The sequence below is a fragment of the Ruegeria sp. AN6 genome, from assembly GCF_056540425.1.
On record NZ_JBQFWR010000008.1, the window covers coordinates 78,057 to 94,924 of the forward strand.

Annotated in this window: 21 protein-coding genes; 16 read left to right on the forward strand and 5 right to left on the reverse strand. The window is 58.9% G+C overall.

Features of this window, described 5'->3' with window-relative positions:
• The first annotated feature begins 65 nt into the window (after positions 1 to 65).
• On the forward strand, positions 66 to 596 hold the full coding sequence (locus ACR0MQ_RS13760) for a prolyl-tRNA synthetase associated domain-containing protein (protein WP_170771077.1): 531 nt from the start codon (positions 66 to 68) through the stop codon (positions 594 to 596).
• On the opposite strand, the gene ACR0MQ_RS13765 is transcribed toward ACR0MQ_RS13760, so the two are convergent.
• Together ACR0MQ_RS13765 and ACR0MQ_RS13770 are read right to left on the reverse strand one after the other, a co-directional pair.
• Positions 597 to 1,337 (reverse strand): aspartate/glutamate racemase family protein, encoded by a 741-nt coding sequence (locus ACR0MQ_RS13765; RefSeq protein ID WP_170771074.1) that lies wholly within the window; start codon positions 1,335 to 1,337, stop codon positions 597 to 599.
• 64 nt (positions 1,338 to 1,401) lie between these two features.
• The gene (locus ACR0MQ_RS13770) at positions 1,402 to 1,983 is read right to left on the reverse strand and encodes an NAD(P)H-dependent oxidoreductase (protein WP_170771070.1); all 582 of its coding nucleotides are present in this window, start codon (positions 1,981 to 1,983) and stop codon (positions 1,402 to 1,404) included.
• Positions 1,984 to 2,102: 119 nt separating this feature from the next.
• Here ACR0MQ_RS13770 and ACR0MQ_RS13775 point away from each other — a divergent pair, with 119 nt between their 5' ends.
• The 4 genes from ACR0MQ_RS13775 (at position 2,103) to ACR0MQ_RS13790 (ending at position 4,735) form a co-directional block, all read left to right on the forward strand.
• Positions 2,103 to 2,981: a LysR family transcriptional regulator gene (locus ACR0MQ_RS13775; RefSeq protein ID WP_170771068.1), complete on the forward strand. Its 879-nt coding sequence runs from the start codon at positions 2,103 to 2,105 to the stop codon at positions 2,979 to 2,981.
• Positions 2,978 to 3,889, forward strand: coding sequence for a DMT family transporter (locus ACR0MQ_RS13780; protein ID WP_170771066.1), 912 nt, complete (start codon positions 2,978 to 2,980; stop codon positions 3,887 to 3,889). Before ACR0MQ_RS13775 ends, ACR0MQ_RS13780 begins: the two co-directional genes overlap by 4 nt.
• A gap of 69 nt (positions 3,890 to 3,958) precedes the next feature.
• Positions 3,959 to 4,237: a hypothetical protein gene (locus ACR0MQ_RS13785; protein ID WP_170543004.1), complete on the forward strand. Its 279-nt coding sequence runs from the start codon at positions 3,959 to 3,961 to the stop codon at positions 4,235 to 4,237.
• Between the two features lie 84 nt (positions 4,238 to 4,321).
• Positions 4,322 to 4,735, forward strand: a complete 414-nt coding sequence (locus ACR0MQ_RS13790; protein WP_480608807.1) for a universal stress protein — start codon at positions 4,322 to 4,324, stop codon at positions 4,733 to 4,735.
• A gap of 3 nt (positions 4,736 to 4,738) precedes the next feature.
• On the opposite strand, the gene ACR0MQ_RS13795 is transcribed toward ACR0MQ_RS13790, so the two are convergent.
• Entirely contained in the window at positions 4,739 to 5,071 is a 333-nt protein-coding gene (locus tag ACR0MQ_RS13795) for an ArsR/SmtB family transcription factor (RefSeq protein ID WP_010437612.1), read from the reverse strand.
• 81 nt (positions 5,072 to 5,152) lie between these two features.
• On the opposite strand from ACR0MQ_RS13795, the gene ACR0MQ_RS13800 reads away from it, so the two are divergent.
• From ACR0MQ_RS13800 to ACR0MQ_RS13825, 6 genes are all read left to right on the forward strand, one after another.
• Positions 5,153 to 6,064 (forward strand): DMT family transporter, encoded by a 912-nt coding sequence (locus ACR0MQ_RS13800; RefSeq protein WP_170771061.1) that lies wholly within the window; start codon positions 5,153 to 5,155, stop codon positions 6,062 to 6,064.
• A gap of 184 nt (positions 6,065 to 6,248) precedes the next feature.
• Positions 6,249 to 6,581 (forward strand): AtpZ/AtpI family protein, encoded by a 333-nt coding sequence (locus tag ACR0MQ_RS13805; RefSeq protein WP_170543010.1) that lies wholly within the window; start codon positions 6,249 to 6,251, stop codon positions 6,579 to 6,581.
• Between the two features lie 2 nt (positions 6,582 to 6,583).
• Complete coding sequence (locus ACR0MQ_RS13810; RefSeq protein ID WP_010437618.1) at positions 6,584 to 7,342, forward strand: F0F1 ATP synthase subunit A; 759 nt, start codon at positions 6,584 to 6,586, stop codon at positions 7,340 to 7,342.
• 48 nt (positions 7,343 to 7,390) lie between these two features.
• Positions 7,391 to 7,615, forward strand: a complete 225-nt coding sequence (locus ACR0MQ_RS13815; RefSeq protein ID WP_005981269.1) for a F0F1 ATP synthase subunit C — start codon at positions 7,391 to 7,393, stop codon at positions 7,613 to 7,615.
• An 86-nt stretch (positions 7,616 to 7,701) separates the two neighbouring features.
• The gene (locus tag ACR0MQ_RS13820; RefSeq protein ID WP_480608810.1) at positions 7,702 to 8,253 is read left to right on the forward strand and encodes a F0F1 ATP synthase subunit B'; all 552 of its coding nucleotides are present in this window, start codon (positions 7,702 to 7,704) and stop codon (positions 8,251 to 8,253) included.
• A 5-nt stretch (positions 8,254 to 8,258) separates the two neighbouring features.
• Positions 8,259 to 8,819, forward strand: a complete 561-nt coding sequence (locus tag ACR0MQ_RS13825; RefSeq protein ID WP_170475783.1) for a F0F1 ATP synthase subunit B — start codon at positions 8,259 to 8,261, stop codon at positions 8,817 to 8,819.
• Positions 8,820 to 8,837: 18 nt separating this feature from the next.
• Here the strand turns inward: ACR0MQ_RS13825 and ACR0MQ_RS13830 are convergent, their stop codons facing one another.
• Positions 8,838 to 9,374: a metal-dependent hydrolase gene (locus ACR0MQ_RS13830; protein WP_480608812.1), complete on the reverse strand. Its 537-nt coding sequence runs from the start codon at positions 9,372 to 9,374 to the stop codon at positions 8,838 to 8,840.
• The gene (locus ACR0MQ_RS13835) at positions 9,374 to 10,144 is read right to left on the reverse strand and encodes an FCD domain-containing protein (RefSeq protein ID WP_170475787.1); all 771 of its coding nucleotides are present in this window, start codon (positions 10,142 to 10,144) and stop codon (positions 9,374 to 9,376) included. Before ACR0MQ_RS13835 ends, ACR0MQ_RS13830 begins: the two co-directional genes overlap by 1 nt.
• A gap of 151 nt (positions 10,145 to 10,295) precedes the next feature.
• On the opposite strand from ACR0MQ_RS13835, the gene ACR0MQ_RS13840 reads away from it, so the two are divergent.
• The 5 genes from ACR0MQ_RS13840 to ACR0MQ_RS13860 all read left to right on the forward strand — a co-directional run bounded on the left by ACR0MQ_RS13840 (position 10,296) and on the right by ACR0MQ_RS13860 (position 16,860).
• Entirely contained in the window at positions 10,296 to 11,489 is a 1,194-nt protein-coding gene (locus ACR0MQ_RS13840; protein ID WP_170771056.1) for an aminotransferase-like domain-containing protein, read from the forward strand.
• 44 nt (positions 11,490 to 11,533) lie between these two features.
• Complete coding sequence (locus tag ACR0MQ_RS13845; protein WP_170475791.1) at positions 11,534 to 11,929, forward strand: hypothetical protein; 396 nt, start codon at positions 11,534 to 11,536, stop codon at positions 11,927 to 11,929.
• Between the two features lie 141 nt (positions 11,930 to 12,070).
• The gene (locus ACR0MQ_RS13850; protein ID WP_480608814.1) at positions 12,071 to 15,526 is read left to right on the forward strand and encodes a chromosome segregation SMC family protein; all 3,456 of its coding nucleotides are present in this window, start codon (positions 12,071 to 12,073) and stop codon (positions 15,524 to 15,526) included.
• A gap of 54 nt (positions 15,527 to 15,580) precedes the next feature.
• Complete coding sequence (locus tag ACR0MQ_RS13855; RefSeq protein ID WP_480608816.1) at positions 15,581 to 15,931, forward strand: hypothetical protein; 351 nt, start codon at positions 15,581 to 15,583, stop codon at positions 15,929 to 15,931.
• A gap of 131 nt (positions 15,932 to 16,062) precedes the next feature.
• Entirely contained in the window at positions 16,063 to 16,860 is a 798-nt protein-coding gene (locus ACR0MQ_RS13860) for a class II glutamine amidotransferase (RefSeq protein WP_480608818.1), read from the forward strand.
• The last annotated feature ends 8 nt before the right edge of the window (positions 16,861 to 16,868 follow it).

Here is a 16,868-nt window from a genome sequence, read left to right on the forward strand (position 1 = left end):
GCGCCTGTCGTGTCTTGAATTTACCCGTCTGTTGAGCGATGAGCGCGCTATACGAGGAGGTTCCCATGGACGCATCATCCGGATTTCAGGATACATTACCGCTTAGCTCGGATGCGCTTTTGGCGCAGCTAGATGAGTGGGGGCTGTCCTATCGGTTGCATACTCATATCCCACTGCGCACGGTCGAGGACGCCAAAGGGGTCGAGGGCCAGTTCATGGTGCCGGGCGAAAACACGCTGCGGCTTAAGAACCTGTATCTGCGCGACAAGAAAAAGCGGAACTATCTGGTGACGCTGGAACAGAGCCGCGAGATCGACCTTAAAGCGCTGGGCGCGGAGTTGGGGATTGGTAACCTGTCCTTCGGCTCGGCGGATCGGTTGTTTCAGAATCTGGGCATTCGCCCCGGCGCGGTCAGCCCGCTGGCGATGATAAACGGGGTTGAGAACAACGTTAAATTCTTCATGGACGAAACCGCACAACAGGCCGATGTCATCAACATGCACCCTTTGGTCAACGACCGAACCGTTGTTTTGTCGCGCGAAGATCTGATGGCGTTCTTTGATAAGATCGGGTGCGAGGTGACCTGGCTGCCCTGATCACCCCTCAAGCGCTTCTTTCAAAGCGGCAGCGACATGGGCGGCAGACGGGTTGATGAACAAGTGGCCATCCGCCTCGAACACCGGATCGTCCAGATGGTCGGGGAACGCCAGAGGCAACTCAGTGCAGGCCAACAAAATCGCGGTTCCAGGCGCGGCGTGTTTATTGCAGAAGGCCAGCAGGCGCGCATGTGCGGTGTCAGACGCACCGCCGTAGAAATCACTGTCGATCATCGCTTGCATCTCGGCAATCTCGGGCTCGGGCAGGCGGGCGTTTGCGGTGATGTTTTCGGCGGCCAGTCGGTCGGCGTAGTTGGGGGCTTGCATGGTGACTGTCGTGCCAAGGACCAAAGCTTTGGTCGCGCCGGTCGAGGCGGTCGCGTCGGCAGTTGCGTCAAAAATGCTGAGAATGGGCATCGAGACACCCTCGCGGATCGCATGAAGGCGTGCGTGGGGCGTGTTCGATGCTATGATACCGAATTCGCACCCTGCGTTTTGCAATGTCAACAGGGCATCTCGGAACACCGCGTCGAAGGCGGCCCAGCTTTCCTCATCACCGGCCACGCCGCGTAACGCGCGGGTTTTGGCTTGGGTGACGGATTCGATGGTCATGGGCGGTATGGGCAGTGGTGATCCGTGGCCGCGCTCAGCAAAATACCGACCTGCACCTTCGGCGATCGCGCGGTAGTAGTCGACGGTCGAGGCCCAGCCCACGCCGCCCAATATTCCGATTTTCTTCATGTGAAACGCCCAGTCTGCTGATTTGCCTTGGCGCAGACTGGACGGTTCAGGGGGTGCAGGTCAATCAGGCTGCCAGTTCGGTGACCGCTTTCTGCGCATTGAACAGAGTGGTCTCGGGGTCCAGCGCCATGCGATCCGCTGCGATGACTTCAACATCATGGATGCCGATGAAGCCCAGAACATGGCGCGCATAGGTGGTGGCAAAGTCAATCTCGGACCCGACAGCGGTACCACCCGAGGCTACGGCGAGGATGGCGCGTTTGCCATCCAGCAGGCCTTTCGGACCTTCCTCGGAATAGGCGAATGTCAGACCCGCGCGGGCGACCAGATCAATCCAGGCTTTGAAGGCTGCCGGGACCGAGAAGTTGTAGATCGGCAGGCCGATGACGATGGTATCCGCCTTTTGCAGTTCCGACACCAGTTCGTCCGACAAGGACAGAACGTCCTGCTGGACAACGTCGCGCTGATCGGCGGGGGTGAAATTGGCAGCGATCCAGTCTTCGGTGATAAGGGGCAGGGGAGAGGCGAGATCGCGGCGGATAATACGCCCGGCGTTCAGGTGGCGAACCACGCGTTCGGACAGATCGCGGGTGGCTGAACCGGTGCGGCGGGCTGAGGCGTCGATGTGCAGGATGGTTTTGGTCATTTCGGAGGTCCTAAACTGTGGAATTAACTTCTGCCGCCCCAATATGGCTGTTGCGAATGTGAACAAAACTCGGATATATCAACAAGCATTGTTAGAATTTGCACAGTGGAACAGATGCAATGGACAATTGGGATGAAGTAAGAACCGCCTATCAGGTGGCGCGCATGGGAACGGTCAGCGGCGCGGCTGATGTATTGGGCGTACACCACGCCACCGTGATCCGCCATATCGACGCGATCGAGGCACGGCTGGGCGTCAAATTGTTTCAGCGTCATGCGCGCGGCTATACCCCGACCGAAGCAGGTAAGGATCTGTTGCGTGTCGCGCAGGCGACCGAAGATCAGTTCAACCAGTTGGTTGGCCGCATGAAGGGGCGCGGAGATGATGTCTCGGGCGAACTGGTGGTGACCTCGCTGGCCTCGCTTGCGCCTTTGATCGTGCCGACCTTGAGCGAATTTCAGCAAGCCCATCCGGGTCTGATTGTGCGCTATCTGACCGGCGACCGCCTGTTTCGACTGGAATATGGCGAAGCGCATGTGGCTATTCGCGCAGGAGCCGCACCGGATCAGCCGGACAACGTGGTGCAGCCTTTCATCGCGCAAGAAGTCGGGCTGTTCGCGAGCAAAGGCTATATCGCACGACACGGTAAACCTGCGGACGTTGCGGATTTCGCCAATCACCACTTCGTCGGCAATGACGACGAAAACAGCCGCGCGCCGTTTTCCCGCTGGCTGCGTGCCAATGCACCGGAACAGGCGATCACCTTCCGCTGCACCAACAATTTCTGCATGCGAGAGGCGGTTCTGGCCGGGGCCGGTATCGGTTTCATGGCCCGGTGGGAGGCCATGCGCGACCCCGATCTGGTTGAGGTGATGGAGCCTCTGCCCGAATGGTCGGGCAAGCTGTGGTTGGTGACCCATGTGGATTTGCACCGCACAACTAAAGTCCAGGCGTTTTTGTCCTTCCTGAAAGAACAATCCAAAGGTTGGCTGCCGTGACACCACAAGCGCGCGGCCATCTGGCCATGCTGACATTTTCTGCCCTGGTTGCGGGCAGTTTTTCGCTGGGTTCAATGGCAGCGAATGAGATCGCGCCCTCGGCAATCACTGCGGCACGCTTTGCCATTGCGGCAGTGGTGATCGGCATTGCAGCGCTGGCAACAACAGGCATATCGCGCAGCGCTGCCCAAGCGCCTTGGCGCTATCTGGTACTGGGCGGGTTGTTTGGGTCGTATTTCGTCCTGATGTTCTACGGCCTCAAAACCGCGCCACCGGTCAGTGCCGCTGCGGTATTTACGCTGACGCCGGTTATGTCGGCTCTGGCTGGCTGGGTGCTGCTGCGTCAGATCACTACCGCGCGCATGGCGCTGGCCCTGACCGTTGGCGCGGTCGGCGCGCTTTGGGTAATCTTCCGGGCTGATTGGCAGGCCTTTCAAGCCTTCGAAATCGGAGGCGGAGAGATCATCTATTTCTGGGGATGCGCTGCCCACGCCGTCTATACCCCGATGGTTCGTCGCCTGAACCGGGGAGAGCCTGCGGTAGTGTTTACCTTTGGAACACTGGTGGCCGGGTGCCTTATCCTGACGCTGTGGGGCTGGTCCGATATCCGCGCGACCGATTGGGCGAACCTACCCAGGATTGTCTGGGTAACGCTGCTCTACATTTCGCTATTCGCGACGGCGGCCAGCTTTGTACTTGTTCAGTTTGCGGCGCTGTGTCTGCCTGCAGCCAAGGTCATGGCTTATACGTATCTGATTCCCAGCTGGGTCATCTTGTGGGAGATCGGGCTCGGGCGCCCTGCACCAACGGCCTTGGTATTGGTCGGAGCGGCTTTGACAGCCGTTGCGTTGCTGATGCTGCTGAAGGGAGAAGACTCTTCTTCCAAACCTGTTCTGACACTGGATTGAATCTTGCCTTCTGAATCGGGTCTGGCAAGTTGGCCGGTACTAAGAGCTACTTGAGTGCGGAGTTTCGCTATGAAATCAACCCTCCTTATTCCTGTGCTGTTTGCCTTGTCCGCTTGTGCAACCGGAGGAGCGAACGACGCCGCGCAGGCTGACCTGCAGGCAAGCTGCGAGGCTCTGGTAGGTGCTGAAACCGGGACCGGGCCAAGTGGTGTCAAAGCAATCTCGACGCAATCCGGACCGACTGGCTCGGTCACCAGTGTTTTCGTGGCAGGAGCAGAGGCGCCATGGCTTTGCCGGGCCGATGCGACCGGTGTCGTGACCGGGGTCGAATATAGCCGAGAAGGTTAGGCTAACAGCTCCCAGCGCCTTTGAGGCAGGTCAAAGTGGTTATATGCGAATTTCTCTATGCTTTTTGGCGAGGAGGAAGACGCAATGTTCAAACATATTATGGTCCCAGTCGACCTGCACCTGCCACCCGAGGTCAAGAAGGCGACTGAAGTTGCTGCACAATTGGCCAGTTGGCAAGCCGCCAAAGTGACCGTCGTAAGTGTCACGGGCACCCAGCTCGGGGATGTAAATCTGTCGAAAGACGCAATTGAGCAAAAGCTGAAGGACTGTGCTAGTGAGATTGCAGAACAAAGCGGCGCTCCGGTTGCTACACGCAACATACACTCGGTCGATGTCGCTGCCGAAGTCGATGGCGATCTGACCCGCGCGGCAGAAGATGTTGGTGCTGATCTGATTGTGGTAGGAACTCACGCCCCAAGGATCACAGACTATATCTTTTCCAGTCATGCGGGTTATTTGGCCAAACACGCCAGCATGTCAGTTTTTGTGGTGCGTTGAAACTCAGGCCTCGTCCGAGGGCAGTTCGACCTCGAGGAACCGCTCGAACGCATCCAGATTGACCGGTTCGAACTGTCCGAAACCCTGCATCCAGACCGACGCCGCACGCAGGGCGTCAGGCTCTAGCTTGCACCACTTAACCCGCCCTCGTTTTTCCTGAGAAATCAGCCCGGCCTTGGTCAGGATCACCAAGTGTTTCGAGATCGCAGCCAATGACATGTCGAACGGTTCAGCCACGTCGGTGACGGCCATATCGTCCTCCAGCAGCATCGCAAGGATGGTGCGGCGGGTTGGGTCGCCGAGGGCCGCAAAAACAGTGTCGAGGTCGTTGGACATGGCTCATTCCTAAAGCGCAAGAACCGGTTTGACAATTTTCGCTGCAACGACAAGGTGCCAGCAAACAAAAAAGGTTTGGGAATGGCACTGAAATACTGGTTGGTGATTTGCATACTTGGCATCGGCTGGGGCATGTCATTCATGTTCAATGCCATTCTGCTGCGCGAGCTTGGGCCACTGTCGGTATCGATGGGGAGGGTGGGTTTTGGTGCGTTGGGGTGCTGGGTCTATGTGTTGGGCGCCCGTTTGCAAGTCAATCTGACCTTCGGTCGTGCAGCCGGGTTGCTGGGATTTGGCGTGCTCAGCTATGCTGCTCCATTTGCCTTTTATGCCCTGGGTCAACAGCATATTGGCGCGGGTGTCGCAGGGATCGTGAATGCCACGACGCCTGCTTTTGCGGTTGTTGTATCGCATTTCTGGCCCGGAGGAGAGCGGGCGACGCTATTGAAATCCCTGGGCGTGGTCTGTGGTTTTGCGGGTATCGTAGTATTGTCGTTGCCGGTGCTAAACTCAGGCGCAAAATCCGAGTTCTGGGCAATTCTTCTCACCTTGTGCGCCCCTGTCTGCTATGCCTTTTCGGTCAACATCGCGCGCGCCTTCCGGGAAATGCCGCCGGTTGTTCTGGTCGCGCTGGCCCTGACGGGCGCGACACTGGCAATAGCTCCGCTAGCCTTGTGGCGCGAAGGCGTGCCCCATATCACCCGGATCGAAACCTGGGCTTCGCTGGCCATGATCGGCTTTGTACTGACCTCCGCAGCCTTTATCGCATTCTACTGGCTTCTTCCCAAAGTGGGACCAACGAATATATCGACGGTCACCCTGATCGCTCCGGTCTCTGCGCTGGTGCTGGGAACATGGGTGCTGAATGAGACGCTTCGGCCCGAGCACCTGTTGGGCATGGGGGCAATTCTTGTCGGGCTTTTGCTTATCGACGGGCGGATCGTCAGGCGCAGGCAGCGGGATGCAGTTGGAAAAGATCAACCGAAAGGTTGAATATGCAGAATTCGCCCAATTCGCCCGTTTGGCCTGTTTTAACGAATGGGATGATTTGAGTGAAGTTAGATTAATATTATATAAATCAATTGGTTAACGATGTTCTGGGCGGGCGGTTAACAGCGTTGACTCTGCGCCCTCAGACCCTTAGCACCCTACCCAAGACTGTGCGAGGGAAACGCCCGTGACCGATGATGACCAAAAGCAGCGTATGGCGCAGCTGGAGGCCAAGATCGACGCGGCAAAAAAGGCCAAAGCGCCCAAGCCTCGCGCAGATGCTGACGTGTCCGGGGGTGAGCTTGCCTGGAGGATGGTCATCGAAATGGTATCCGGTCTGGGGATCGGATTTGGCATCGGATACGGGCTTGATAGCCTGCTCGGGACGATCCCGATCTTTCTGGTGCTATTTACATTGCTGGGCCTTGTCGCGGGCGTGAAGGTTATGCTCCGCAGCGCGAAAGAGGTTCAAGAGAAACAAACGGCTGCAAATGCGGCCGAGAAGGACGAGAGGGACTGAACGTGGCGACCGAGACCACCGCAGCAGAAGGCAGCAGCCTGGTATTCCACCCGATGGACCAGTTCATCGTCAAGCCGTTGTTCGGCGACGGTGCGGTTGGCATGTTCACGGTCACCAATGTGACTCTGTGGCTGTTCTTTGCCGTATTGGCCGTGGTGGCTCTGTTGGTTCTGCCAACGTCCAAGCGCGCGATCGTCCCAAGCCGCATGCAGTCGATTGCAGAACTGGCCTATGGCTTCATCTACAAGATGCTTGAAGACATTTGCGGCAAGGAAGGCGTCAAGTTCTTCCCCTATGTCATGACCTTGTTCATGTTCATCGTAACCGCGAACTTCTTGGGCCTGATCCCGACCTCGTTCACCACCACATCGCATTTTGCAGTCACCATCCCGCTGGCTTTGGCCGTGTTCCTGACCGTGACCATTCTGGGTTTTGTCAAGAACGGTGCAGGGTTTCTGGGTCTGTTCTGGGTCTCCAGCGCGCCTTTGGCGCTGCGCCCGATCCTGGCGATCATCGAGCTGATTTCGTACTTTGTACGCCCCGTCAGCCACTCTATTCGTCTTGCTGGTAACGTCATGGCTGGCCACGCGGTTATCAAGGTTTTCGCAGGCTTCGCCGCGATTGCCGTGATCTCGCCCGTGTCGGTTCTTGCGATCACCGCAATGTATGGTCTTGAGGTCCTGGTGGCCTTCATTCAGGCCTACGTATTCACCATTCTGACCTGTGTTTATCTGAAAGATGCACTGCATCCGTCGCACTAAGGTCCGAACACCCAACATCGAAACTTCCAATTCGTAAGGAGACACATCATGGAAGGCGATCTCGCACACATCGGCGCAGGCCTGGCAGCAATCGGTTCCGGCGCAGCCGCAATCGGGGTGGGCAACGTTGCAGGCAACTTCCTGGCCGGCGCCCTGCGCAATCCTTCGGCAGCTGCATCGCAGACTGCAACCCTGTTCATCGGTATCGCGTTCGCAGAAGCCCTGGGGATCTTTGCATTCCTGGTCTCGCTGCTGCTGATGTTCGCCGTATAATCTGCGGAACCTGATCCTTACGCGCAGATGGGCCCAAGCCATAGCGGCCCATCTGTTGTAAAGACTACGTTCCGACGGAGGATATCATGGCGACAGAACCTATTGCCGAAGAAGTAGCCGGCTCGTGCGTCGACTCCTATGGCTCTGCCATCGGGATGCCGCAGCTCTGCTTCGATTGGTTCCCCAACCAGATTTTCTGGCTGGTCATTACGCTGGTCGTCATCTTTCTGGTCCTGTCCCGCGTGGCGCTGCCGCGCATCGCGGCAATCCTGGCGGAACGTCAGGGGACCATTACAAATGACCTGGCTGCGGCCGAAGATCTGAAGGCCAAGGCGGTCGAGGCCGAAGAGGCCTATAACAAGGCGCTGGCCGATGCCCGTTCTGAGGCACAGCGTATCGCAGCGGAAGCGCGTGCGGAAATCCAGTCTGGTCTGGATGATGCGATTGCCAAGGCGGACGCGGAAATCGCTGCAAAGGCGGCTGAATCGGAAAAGGCTATTGCCCAAATCCGTGCCGGTGCGCTGGAAAGCATTCAAGTGGTTGCCAAGGATACGGCGGCTGAACTGGTCACCGCACTGGGCGGCGAGGCGGATGCCAAAGCCATCAACAGAGCAGTAGACGCGCAGACGAAAGGATAAGTGACATGCGGAACACTCTTGCCCTTATCCTGACCGTTGGAGCCGCCAGCCCTGCGCTGGCTGCAAGCGGACCGTTCTTTTCGCTTGGTAACACCGATTTTGTGGTCCTGCTGGGCTTCATCGTTTTCATCGCGGTCCTGTTCTACTTCAAGGTCCCCGGCATGATCGGTGGTGCATTGGACAAACGTGCCGAAGGCATCCAGTCCGAACTGGACGAAGCACGTGCCCTGCATGAAGAAGCGCGTAGCCTGCTAGCCTCGTATGAGCGCAAGCAACGCGAGGTGCAGACACAGGCCGACGCCATCGTCGAAGCGGCGAAGCAGGACGCGGCATTGGCCGCTGAGCAAGCCAAGGTCGATCTGGAGAAATCCATTGCACGCCGTCTTGCGGCTGCACAGGATCAGATCGCATCGGCTGAGGCCTCAGCAGTCAAGGAAGTTCGCGATCAGGCCGTCACCGTTGCAGTTTCCGCAGCGAAAGCCGTTCTAGCCAAGCAAATGACCGCTACGCAGGCGAACAAGCTTATCGACGCATCCATCGCGGATGTCGGTGAAAAGCTGCACTGATCACATTGATCACGCGACTTAATGAAACCCGGGGCCCTGAGGTTCCCGGGTTTTTCTATCGTGACTTTGTTTAGGTTTCTTTGCTCGGCGCCGGGTCATGACCCAGACGAATATAGCAACCATCGTGATCAAAATCTCGATCTTGAACGTCCAATGATTGAGAAATGACAATATCCAATGAGAATGGGTCGCCTGTACCGTGACTAACGGATATGTCGCGTCCGAAAAGGGCCATATCCATGTGACCTCACCCGTGATCGAATCCAATAACATGTGAACCAACCCGCCCGCGCCCAGGAAGGTCAGGAAAGTCCCGATTTGTAGGCGCCATTGTCGGATCAGGAGACCTAAAAGCAGAATGCTCGCCCAGATGATTGGTCGGTGTGTCAGGTAGGAATGATGATGGTGCCCGCGATCATCGATAAGATAAAACCAGAATATGTCTATATCTGGCGCCACGGCTCCGATCATCGCAGCTGCAAATGCAAGCTTGCCCAGGTTCGGCGCAGTCGTTCGGAAGATCAAGTAGGCGCCCGGTAAATGTCCTATAAACATTAGACCTCGCCGGTCTCGTGCTTCAGTCGCTGCTGCGCGATTTCTTCATTGTGCAGGGCCTTCTGCTGATCGGCCATGCAGCTTTTGACAAAATTCAGATGGTCCTCGACCGCCCGGCGCGCCCCCTTTGGGTCGCGATCTTGTAGTGCTGTGTTGATGGCGCGGTGCTGGTCCAGAATGGCATCGCGGGTGGTGCGCTGCTGGAACATGATCCGGCGGTTGTAGAATACGCCCTGTCGCAGCAGATCGAACATCGACCGCATCATATGCAGCATCACTACGTTATGACTGGCCTCGATGATGGCCATGTGAAACTGGGCGTCCAGATGCGCCTCTTCTTCGGCAGCGTTACGCGCGTGGGCGGTTTCCATCTTGTCCAGTATGGTCTGCACCACTTTCAGATCGCTGTCAGATCCCATCCGCGCGGCGCGCTCGGCGGCCAGCCCCTCCATATCGCGCCGGAACGAGAGATAGTCGAACACCGCCTCGTCGTGATTGCCGAACAACCGGATTAAAGCGGGCGAGAAGGCCGAGCCTAGAACCTCGGCCACATAGATGCCTGACCCGGCCTTGGCGGTCAGCAATCCCTGATCCTGCAGATCAGCGATCGCCTCGCGTAGCGAGGGGCGCGACACGCCCATCCGCTCGGCCAGTTCCCTTTCCGAGGGTAGGCGCTCGCCGGGGCGCAGGATGCCGCGCAGGATCAACAACTCAATCTGGCGAACCACGGCCAGAGACAGTTTTTCGGTCTGAACTTTTTGAAAAGGCATCCGGCTAACATCTGAAATTGGTCAACTCACTTGACCACGATTGCGGGGCGCGTTCAAGCCGCTCACACAGGTTGAAACATTGGGTCAGTATTATTGACATAAGAGGTGCATTGCCTAGTCTGCGACCTAAGGGCGGAGGAGGCCCGCAACGATGGATCAGCTATACGCCACCCGCGCATCCCGAATGAAAGCATCCGAAATCCGCGAATTACTGAAGCTTCTGGGCGAGCCCGGTATCATTTCGTTCGCAGGTGGTATCCCTGACCCGAACCTGTTCCCGGCTGAGGCCTTTGCCGAGGCGTTCCAGAATGCGCTAGGCCCGGATCAACAGGCGCAGGCCCTGCAATACTCTGTCAGCGAGGGCTATGCGCCCTTGCGCCATTGGCTGATTGGCTACATGCGCGGGATAGGTGTGGAGTGCGACATCGACAACATCCTGATCACCTCCGGTTCTCAGCAGGCGCTGGATTATCTGGGTAAGCTGTTTCTATCGCCGGGCGATACCGCGCTGGTCGGCTGGCCCACCTATCTGGGCGCGCTGAATGCCTTTGACGCTTATGAGCCGCGCTTCGATCAGCTCAGTGTCAACGGCAATCGTGGTGCGGCTGAGTACCGAGAAGCGGCGGATGGCAGTCCGATCAAGTTCGCTTATCTCTCCGCTGATTTCGCCAACCCGACGGGTGAGACCGTCGACCTGCGGGGCAGGGAAGCGCTGTTGGATCTGGCCGAGGAATTGGACTGTGCTGTGATCGAGGATGGGGCCTATCAGGCACTGCGCTATGATGGCGACCCGATCCCCCCAATCATGGCGCTGGAACAGGCCCGCAAAGGCTCGATTGAGGCCTGCCGAACGATCTATTGCGGCAGCTATTCGAAAACCCTGTCGCCCGGATTGCGCGTCGGTTGGGTCGTGGCTGCCAAACCGGTAATATCGCAACTGGTGTTGTTGAAGCAGGCCTCTGATCTGCATTCTTCGACGATCAACCAGATGGCTGTCTATCAGGTGGCGCGGGACTGCTTTGAATCACATGTTCCGATGCTGTGCCGTACTTATGCCGCACGCCGCGACGCCATGCTTGAAGCGCTGGACCAGCATATGCCCGATGGTGTGGAATGGACCCGACCCGAAGGCGGTATGTTCATCTGGGTCACGTTGCCCAAAGAGGTGAACGGGGCCGACTTGCTGGCCCGGGCGCTTGAAACAGTCAAGTTGGCCTTTGTCCCGGGTCAGGCGTTCTACCCTGATGACACCGGGGCCAACACGATCCGGCTGAGCTTTTCCAATTCCGATGAGGATACGATCCGCGAAGGTATCCGCCGGTTGGGAGAGGTGCTGCGCGCCTGATCTGGGAAAGGATTCATTAACCATATTGCCGCAAGAACGGCGGTATGATCCGTCTGCTTGCCGTCCTGCTGCTGGCGGCCTGTTCGGGCGGCACGCCTTATTTTCGCGAGTTGCCCGCGACGCGCATCTCGGTAAATGGCAGCGTGTTTGACGTCCGCGTCCGCGACGAACTGGCCGAAGCCGTCCGCATAAACCCGCAATACGCGCCGCGCCTTGGTCTGATCCGCGACCGCGCCGCGCTGGCGATGGCGCAGGTCTCGGGCTGTCCGCTTCTGGATGTTCTGGGCGATGCGGCCGTCACTGTGGGCGTGCTGGGCTGCGACCAGGAACTGGGGGAAAAGCTGATTTTTGGAGCGCTCCTTCGCCGTCCTTATGAATGCGTCGATTATGGCTATTACGAAGATTACGGATATCAGATCTTCGAATGCTCGCCGTATTGAGATACGCGAGAACCTGCGTAGTCTTGCCAAGATGTTGTGGATAACTCGGCCAATCATCCCATATCCTGCGCAATCACGTTGACACCTCCCCCATCCGTTGCGCAGACTTCCTAACCATAGGAATCACACCAAGAGCAGCCATTGCGCTTTAGCAAACTCAAACTGACCGGCTTCAAAAGCTTCGTGGACCCGACCGATCTGATCATCGCGGACGGGTTGACCGGAGTCGTCGGTCCCAATGGCTGTGGCAAATCCAACCTTCTTGAAGCTCTGCGCTGGGTGATGGGCGAAAACCGCCCCAAATCCATGCGCGGCGGGGCGATGGAGGATGTGATCTTTGCGGGCGCGGCGACCCGGCCCGCAAGGAACTTTGCCGAGGTGGTCCTAACCATGGATAACTCGGAACGTCTGGCGCCATCCGGCTTCAATGACAGTGACCAGTTGGAGATTGTCCGCCGCATCACCCGCGACGTGGGCAGCGCCTATAAGACCAACGGCAAGGATGTCCGCGCCCGCGACGTGCAGATGCTGTTCGCCGACGCTTCGACCGGGGCGCATTCGCCTGCGCTGGTGGGGCAGAACCGCATTGCTGAGCTGATCAACGCCAAGCCTCGCGCGCGCCGCCGCATTCTGGAAGAGGCTGCGGGCATCTCAGGCCTCTATCAACGTCGCCACGAGGCCGAGCTGAAACTCAAAGGCACAGAGGCTAATCTGACTCGCGTCGATGACGTGCTGGAACAGTTGGGCGGCCAGTTGGCGCAACTCGCCCGGCAGGCCCGTCAGGCCGCGCGCTACCGCGAGATTGGCGAACAGCTGCGTCAAGCCGAAGGGATGCTGCTCTATCGTCGCTGGAAAGAGGCCGACATGGCCCGTCAGACGGCAGAAGAAAAGCTGCGAGACCGGATCACCGAAGCCTCGCGCGCCGAAGCATCCGCCCGCGAATCCGCCGCCAAGCGTGTCGAGATCGAGGAAACCCTGCCGCCCCTGCGCGAGGAAGAGGCCATCGCTGCCGCCGTCCTGCAACGCCATCAGGTGCAGCGCGATCAGCTCTCGGATCAGGAAACCCGCGCGCGCCAGACGATCGAGACTCTGACCAACCGAATCCAGCAGTTGGGGAACGACATCGAACGTGAATCCGGCCTGAACCGGGATGCGGGTGAGATGATCGAACGGCTGGAATGGGAGGCCCGCGAGCTTGCCAAAGCCGCCGAGGGTTATGACGAGAAGGTCGCCGAAGCTGCGGAAATAGCCCGCGAGGCCGCCTCGGTTCTGCAGGACCGCGAAGATCACCTGTCGCAGGAAACCGAAGACATGGCCCGTCTGGTCGCTCGCCACCAATCGGCGCAGCGTCTGGTCGAGGACAGTCGCAAGACACTTGCCCGTTCCGAGGGCGAAGAGGAAAAGGCCCGCGCCGCTGTGGACGAGGCGCGCAATGCCCTGTCCCGCGCCAGCGAGGCCTTCGAGACGGCGCAGGAGGGCGAAGAAGAAGCCCGCGAAGCCGCTGAGGCCGCCGAAGAAGCGCTGGCCGCTGCCGATGAGCTGCGCAATGACACGCAGGCGCGAGAGGCCGAGGCGCGCGCCAAGCGCTCCGAGGCCGAAGGGGAACTCGGCGCGATCCGCGCCGAAACCACCGCGCTGGCCAAACTGGTCGAGCGCGACACGGCTGAGGGTGGGCAGGTGCTCGACCTGCTGCGCGTGGCTTCGGGCTATGAAAAAGCGCTGGGGGCAGCACTGGCTGATGACCTGCGCGCCCCGCTGGTCGAGGGCGACGGGCCGTCGGGCTGGGTGCAGGTGGCAGGCTATGACAACGACCAGTCCTTGCCGGACGGGGCCGAGCCCCTGGCCTTGCATGTGTCCGGTCCCGACCGTCTCAGCCGCCGGATCGCGCAGATCGGTCTGGTCGATGCTGATCAAGGCGCGCGGCTCCAGGCCTCGCTGAAGCCCGGGCAACGGCTGGTCTCGCGCTCGGGCGACCTGTGGCGCTGGGACGGGTTCCGCGCATGGGCCGAGGACGCGCCAAGCGCCGCTGCCCTGCGGCTGGAACAGCTGAACAAGCTGGAAACGTTGAAGCAGGAACTGACCCGGACTGAGGCGCAAGCCGATGGTGCCCGTGCCGCGCATGAGGCGCTGTCCCAGCAACTGGCCGACGTAACTGAAGCCGACCGTCGCGCCCGCGAGGCCCGCCGCGCCGCTGATCAGCGCATGGCCGAATCCGCACGTCAGCTCAGCCGAGCTGAGGCCGATCGCAATCTGGCACAAGGCAAGCTGGAGACACTAACACTGGCTGTTGACCGCCATAAGGAAGATGCAATGTCTGCCCGCGCGCAACTGCGCGAGGCTGAGGGCGCGCTGACCGGACTGGGCGACCTCGACAGCGCCCGCGCGCAGGTCGAGGACATCAAACAGACGGTCGAGGCGGCACGGATCACCATGCTGACCCACCGCTCGACCCATGACGAGTTGCGTCGTGAAGGTGAGGCTCGGACCCGGCGTTCGCAGGAGGTCACCAAGGACCTCAGCGGTTGGCGGCACCGTTTGGAAACGGCCGAGAAGCGGATTTCCGAACTGGCCGAGCGCAAGGAAAGCTCGGAAGAGGAGCTGTCCGAAGCAATGGCCGCTCCCGGCGAAATCGCCGAGGCGCGGGAAGAATTGAACGAGTTGATCGAAACTGCCGAAGCTCGCCGGGCCGAGGCCGCTGACAAGCTGGCGGAAGCCGAGACAGCGCAGCGCGAGGTGGTTCTTGCCGAGCGCGAGGCCGAACGTCTGGCCTCCGAGGCGCGCGAGACCCGTGCGGCGGCAGAGGCGCGTTGTGATGCGGCCAAGGAGAGTGTGGTCGCAGCGGCGGAGCGGATTGCTGAGGATCAGCAACTGACACCAAACCAGTTGCTGAACCAGCTCGACACCAACCCCGATCAGATGCCCGCCGCCGACGCGCTGGAGGCCGAAGTGAACCGCCACAAGCGTCAGCGTGATGCGATGGGCGCGGTGAATCTGCGTGCCGAAGAGGATAGCAAGGAAGTTCAGGAAGAGTTCGACACGCTGAACGGTGAAAAGGCTGATCTGGAAGAGGCAATCAAAGCCCTGCGCAGCGGTATTGCCAGTCTCAACCGCGAAGGCCGCGAACGTTTGCTGACCGCGTTTGAACAGGTGAACTCGAACTTTGCCATGCTGTTCAAGCACCTATTTGGCGGCGGTGAGGCCAATCTGGTCATGGTCGAAAGCGACGATCCGCTGGATGCGGGTCTTGAGATCATGTGCCAGCCACCGGGCAAGAAACTCTCGACCCTCAGCCTGCTGTCGGGCGGGGAACAGACCCTGACGGCAACGGCGCTGATCTTTGGCGTCTTCCTCGCCAACCCGGCCCCGATCTGCGTTCTGGACGAGGTCGACGCGCCGCTGGATGACGCCAACGTCACCCGCTTCTGCGACTTGCTGGACGAAATGTGCCGCCAGACCGATACGCGCTTCCTGATCATCACCCACCACGCGGTGACCATGGCGCGGATGGACCGGCTGTTCGGCGTGACGATGCAGGAACAGGGAGTCAGTCAGCTGGTCTCGGTCGATCTGAAAAAGGCCGAGCAGATGGTCGCCTGAACGATCACCGCAACGTTATGAGCCATCGCCCGCATATCAGGTTAGGCTGGCATCATGATCCGATACTTCATTCTCGCATTGCTGGCGGCCAATCCCCTCTGGGCTGCCGACTGGCCCACCAAGCCCGGCGACATCCCATTGTCGCCTCAGGAACTTGAGACGCTGGCAGGTCGTACACTAACTTTCTACGACGACGGCCAGTCCAAATTTTCGGCCGGAGGGGCCTATTCCTACACCTACGCCAGCGGGGATACTGCCTTTGGTACGTATTCCATCGCCCAGGATGGCAGCGTCTGCATCGCCTATCGCAACGGATTCAGCCGGTGCGATCTGTATGTTCGCAGTGGGGAACGGTTGATCCTGATCGACGAGAAAGGTGACCGCTATCCGATCAAGAGCGAGTAATTGATCTGTTTTTGCCAGCCAAAGCGACATATCGATAGAAATTATGATCGCATAGGGTGAAGAACGGGATAATTTTTAGCTGTTGAAGTTGTAGAATGCTCCAGATCAATAGATTTCATGGGGTTCACAAAATGTGCCGTTTTTTAGCTTGGGTTGGGGAACAGCGATATCTGGATGAGTTGATTCAAGAGCAGGAGCAATCGCTGGTCATTCAAAGCCGCAACGCATTGATAGGGAAGACACCGATCAATGCTGATGGGTTTGGACTGGCCTGGTATTCTGATCGCGAAACGCCTTGTTTCTACAAGGACACTCATCCCGCGTGGTCCGATGCAAATCTCAAGCAACTGGCACATCACACTCGATCACGACTGTTTCTGGCCCATGTGCGAGCGTCGACTGGCACTGCGACTTCGCGTAACAATTGCCACCCGTTCGGTGTTGGCAAATGGAGCTTCATGCATAATGGCCAGGCTGGTGGGCATGACCAAATCCGGCAAGAGCTCGACTCAATGATCCCGGCACATTTGTACGGGCACCGAATGGGTGCCACGGAAAGCGAGGCGATCTTTCTGATTGCTCATGGTGAAGGTCTGGATTCAAACCCGATCGGCGCAATGGCACGGGCCGTAGGGCGGGTGGAAGCGCTGTCCCGACAATGCGGGTCGTTACCCTATATGCGGTTTGCGGCGTGCTGGTCAGATGGCAAGCGTGTATTTGCGGCGCGCTATGCGTCTGATCGTTATGCACCCAGTCTGCATTACCGGACCTCCGACGACGGAATAGTGATATCGTCCGAACCGCTTGATGCAGACAGTGACGGCTGGGTCGAAATTGAACCCAATACCGCCATCGTTACAGAAGGCTCGGTGGTATCAATCCATGCGTTCGATCCATCTGTGAAACGCGAACCGGCAAAGGTCGCCTAGGCGCTGAT

What these genes read in the sequence shown, in the direction of transcription:
- ACR0MQ_RS13825 (WP_170475783.1), top strand. Translation starts at nt 8,259, where the DNA reads ATGCGGAACACTCTTGCCCTTATCCTGACCGTTGGAGCCGCCAGCCCT.
- ACR0MQ_RS13800 (WP_170771061.1), top strand. Translation starts at nt 5,153, where the DNA reads ATGGCACTGAAATACTGGTTGGTGATTTGCATACTTGGCATCGGCTGG.
- ACR0MQ_RS13765 (WP_170771074.1), bottom strand. Translation starts at nt 1,337, where the DNA reads ATGAAGAAAATCGGAATATTGGGCGGCGTGGGCTGGGCCTCGACCGTC.
- ACR0MQ_RS13820 (WP_480608810.1), top strand. Translation starts at nt 7,702, where the DNA reads ATGGCGACAGAACCTATTGCCGAAGAAGTAGCCGGCTCGTGCGTCGAC.
- ACR0MQ_RS13775 (WP_170771068.1), top strand. Translation starts at nt 2,103, where the DNA reads ATGGACAATTGGGATGAAGTAAGAACCGCCTATCAGGTGGCGCGCATG.
- ACR0MQ_RS13845 (WP_170475791.1), top strand. Translation starts at nt 11,534, where the DNA reads ATGATCCGTCTGCTTGCCGTCCTGCTGCTGGCGGCCTGTTCGGGCGGC.
- ACR0MQ_RS13815 (WP_005981269.1), top strand. Translation starts at nt 7,391, where the DNA reads ATGGAAGGCGATCTCGCACACATCGGCGCAGGCCTGGCAGCAATCGGT.
- ACR0MQ_RS13855 (WP_480608816.1), top strand. Translation starts at nt 15,581, where the DNA reads ATGATCCGATACTTCATTCTCGCATTGCTGGCGGCCAATCCCCTCTGG.
- ACR0MQ_RS13785 (WP_170543004.1), top strand. Translation starts at nt 3,959, where the DNA reads ATGAAATCAACCCTCCTTATTCCTGTGCTGTTTGCCTTGTCCGCTTGT.
- ACR0MQ_RS13790 (WP_480608807.1), top strand. Translation starts at nt 4,322, where the DNA reads ATGTTCAAACATATTATGGTCCCAGTCGACCTGCACCTGCCACCCGAG.
- ACR0MQ_RS13760 (WP_170771077.1), top strand. Translation starts at nt 66, where the DNA reads ATGGACGCATCATCCGGATTTCAGGATACATTACCGCTTAGCTCGGAT.
- ACR0MQ_RS13835 (WP_170475787.1), bottom strand. Translation starts at nt 10,144, where the DNA reads ATGCCTTTTCAAAAAGTTCAGACCGAAAAACTGTCTCTGGCCGTGGTT.
- ACR0MQ_RS13770 (WP_170771070.1), bottom strand. Translation starts at nt 1,983, where the DNA reads ATGACCAAAACCATCCTGCACATCGACGCCTCAGCCCGCCGCACCGGT.
- ACR0MQ_RS13840 (WP_170771056.1), top strand. Translation starts at nt 10,296, where the DNA reads ATGGATCAGCTATACGCCACCCGCGCATCCCGAATGAAAGCATCCGAA.
- ACR0MQ_RS13860 (WP_480608818.1), top strand. Translation starts at nt 16,063, where the DNA reads ATGTGCCGTTTTTTAGCTTGGGTTGGGGAACAGCGATATCTGGATGAG.
- ACR0MQ_RS13830 (WP_480608812.1), bottom strand. Translation starts at nt 9,374, where the DNA reads ATGTTTATAGGACATTTACCGGGCGCCTACTTGATCTTCCGAACGACT.
- ACR0MQ_RS13795 (WP_010437612.1), bottom strand. Translation starts at nt 5,071, where the DNA reads ATGTCCAACGACCTCGACACTGTTTTTGCGGCCCTCGGCGACCCAACC.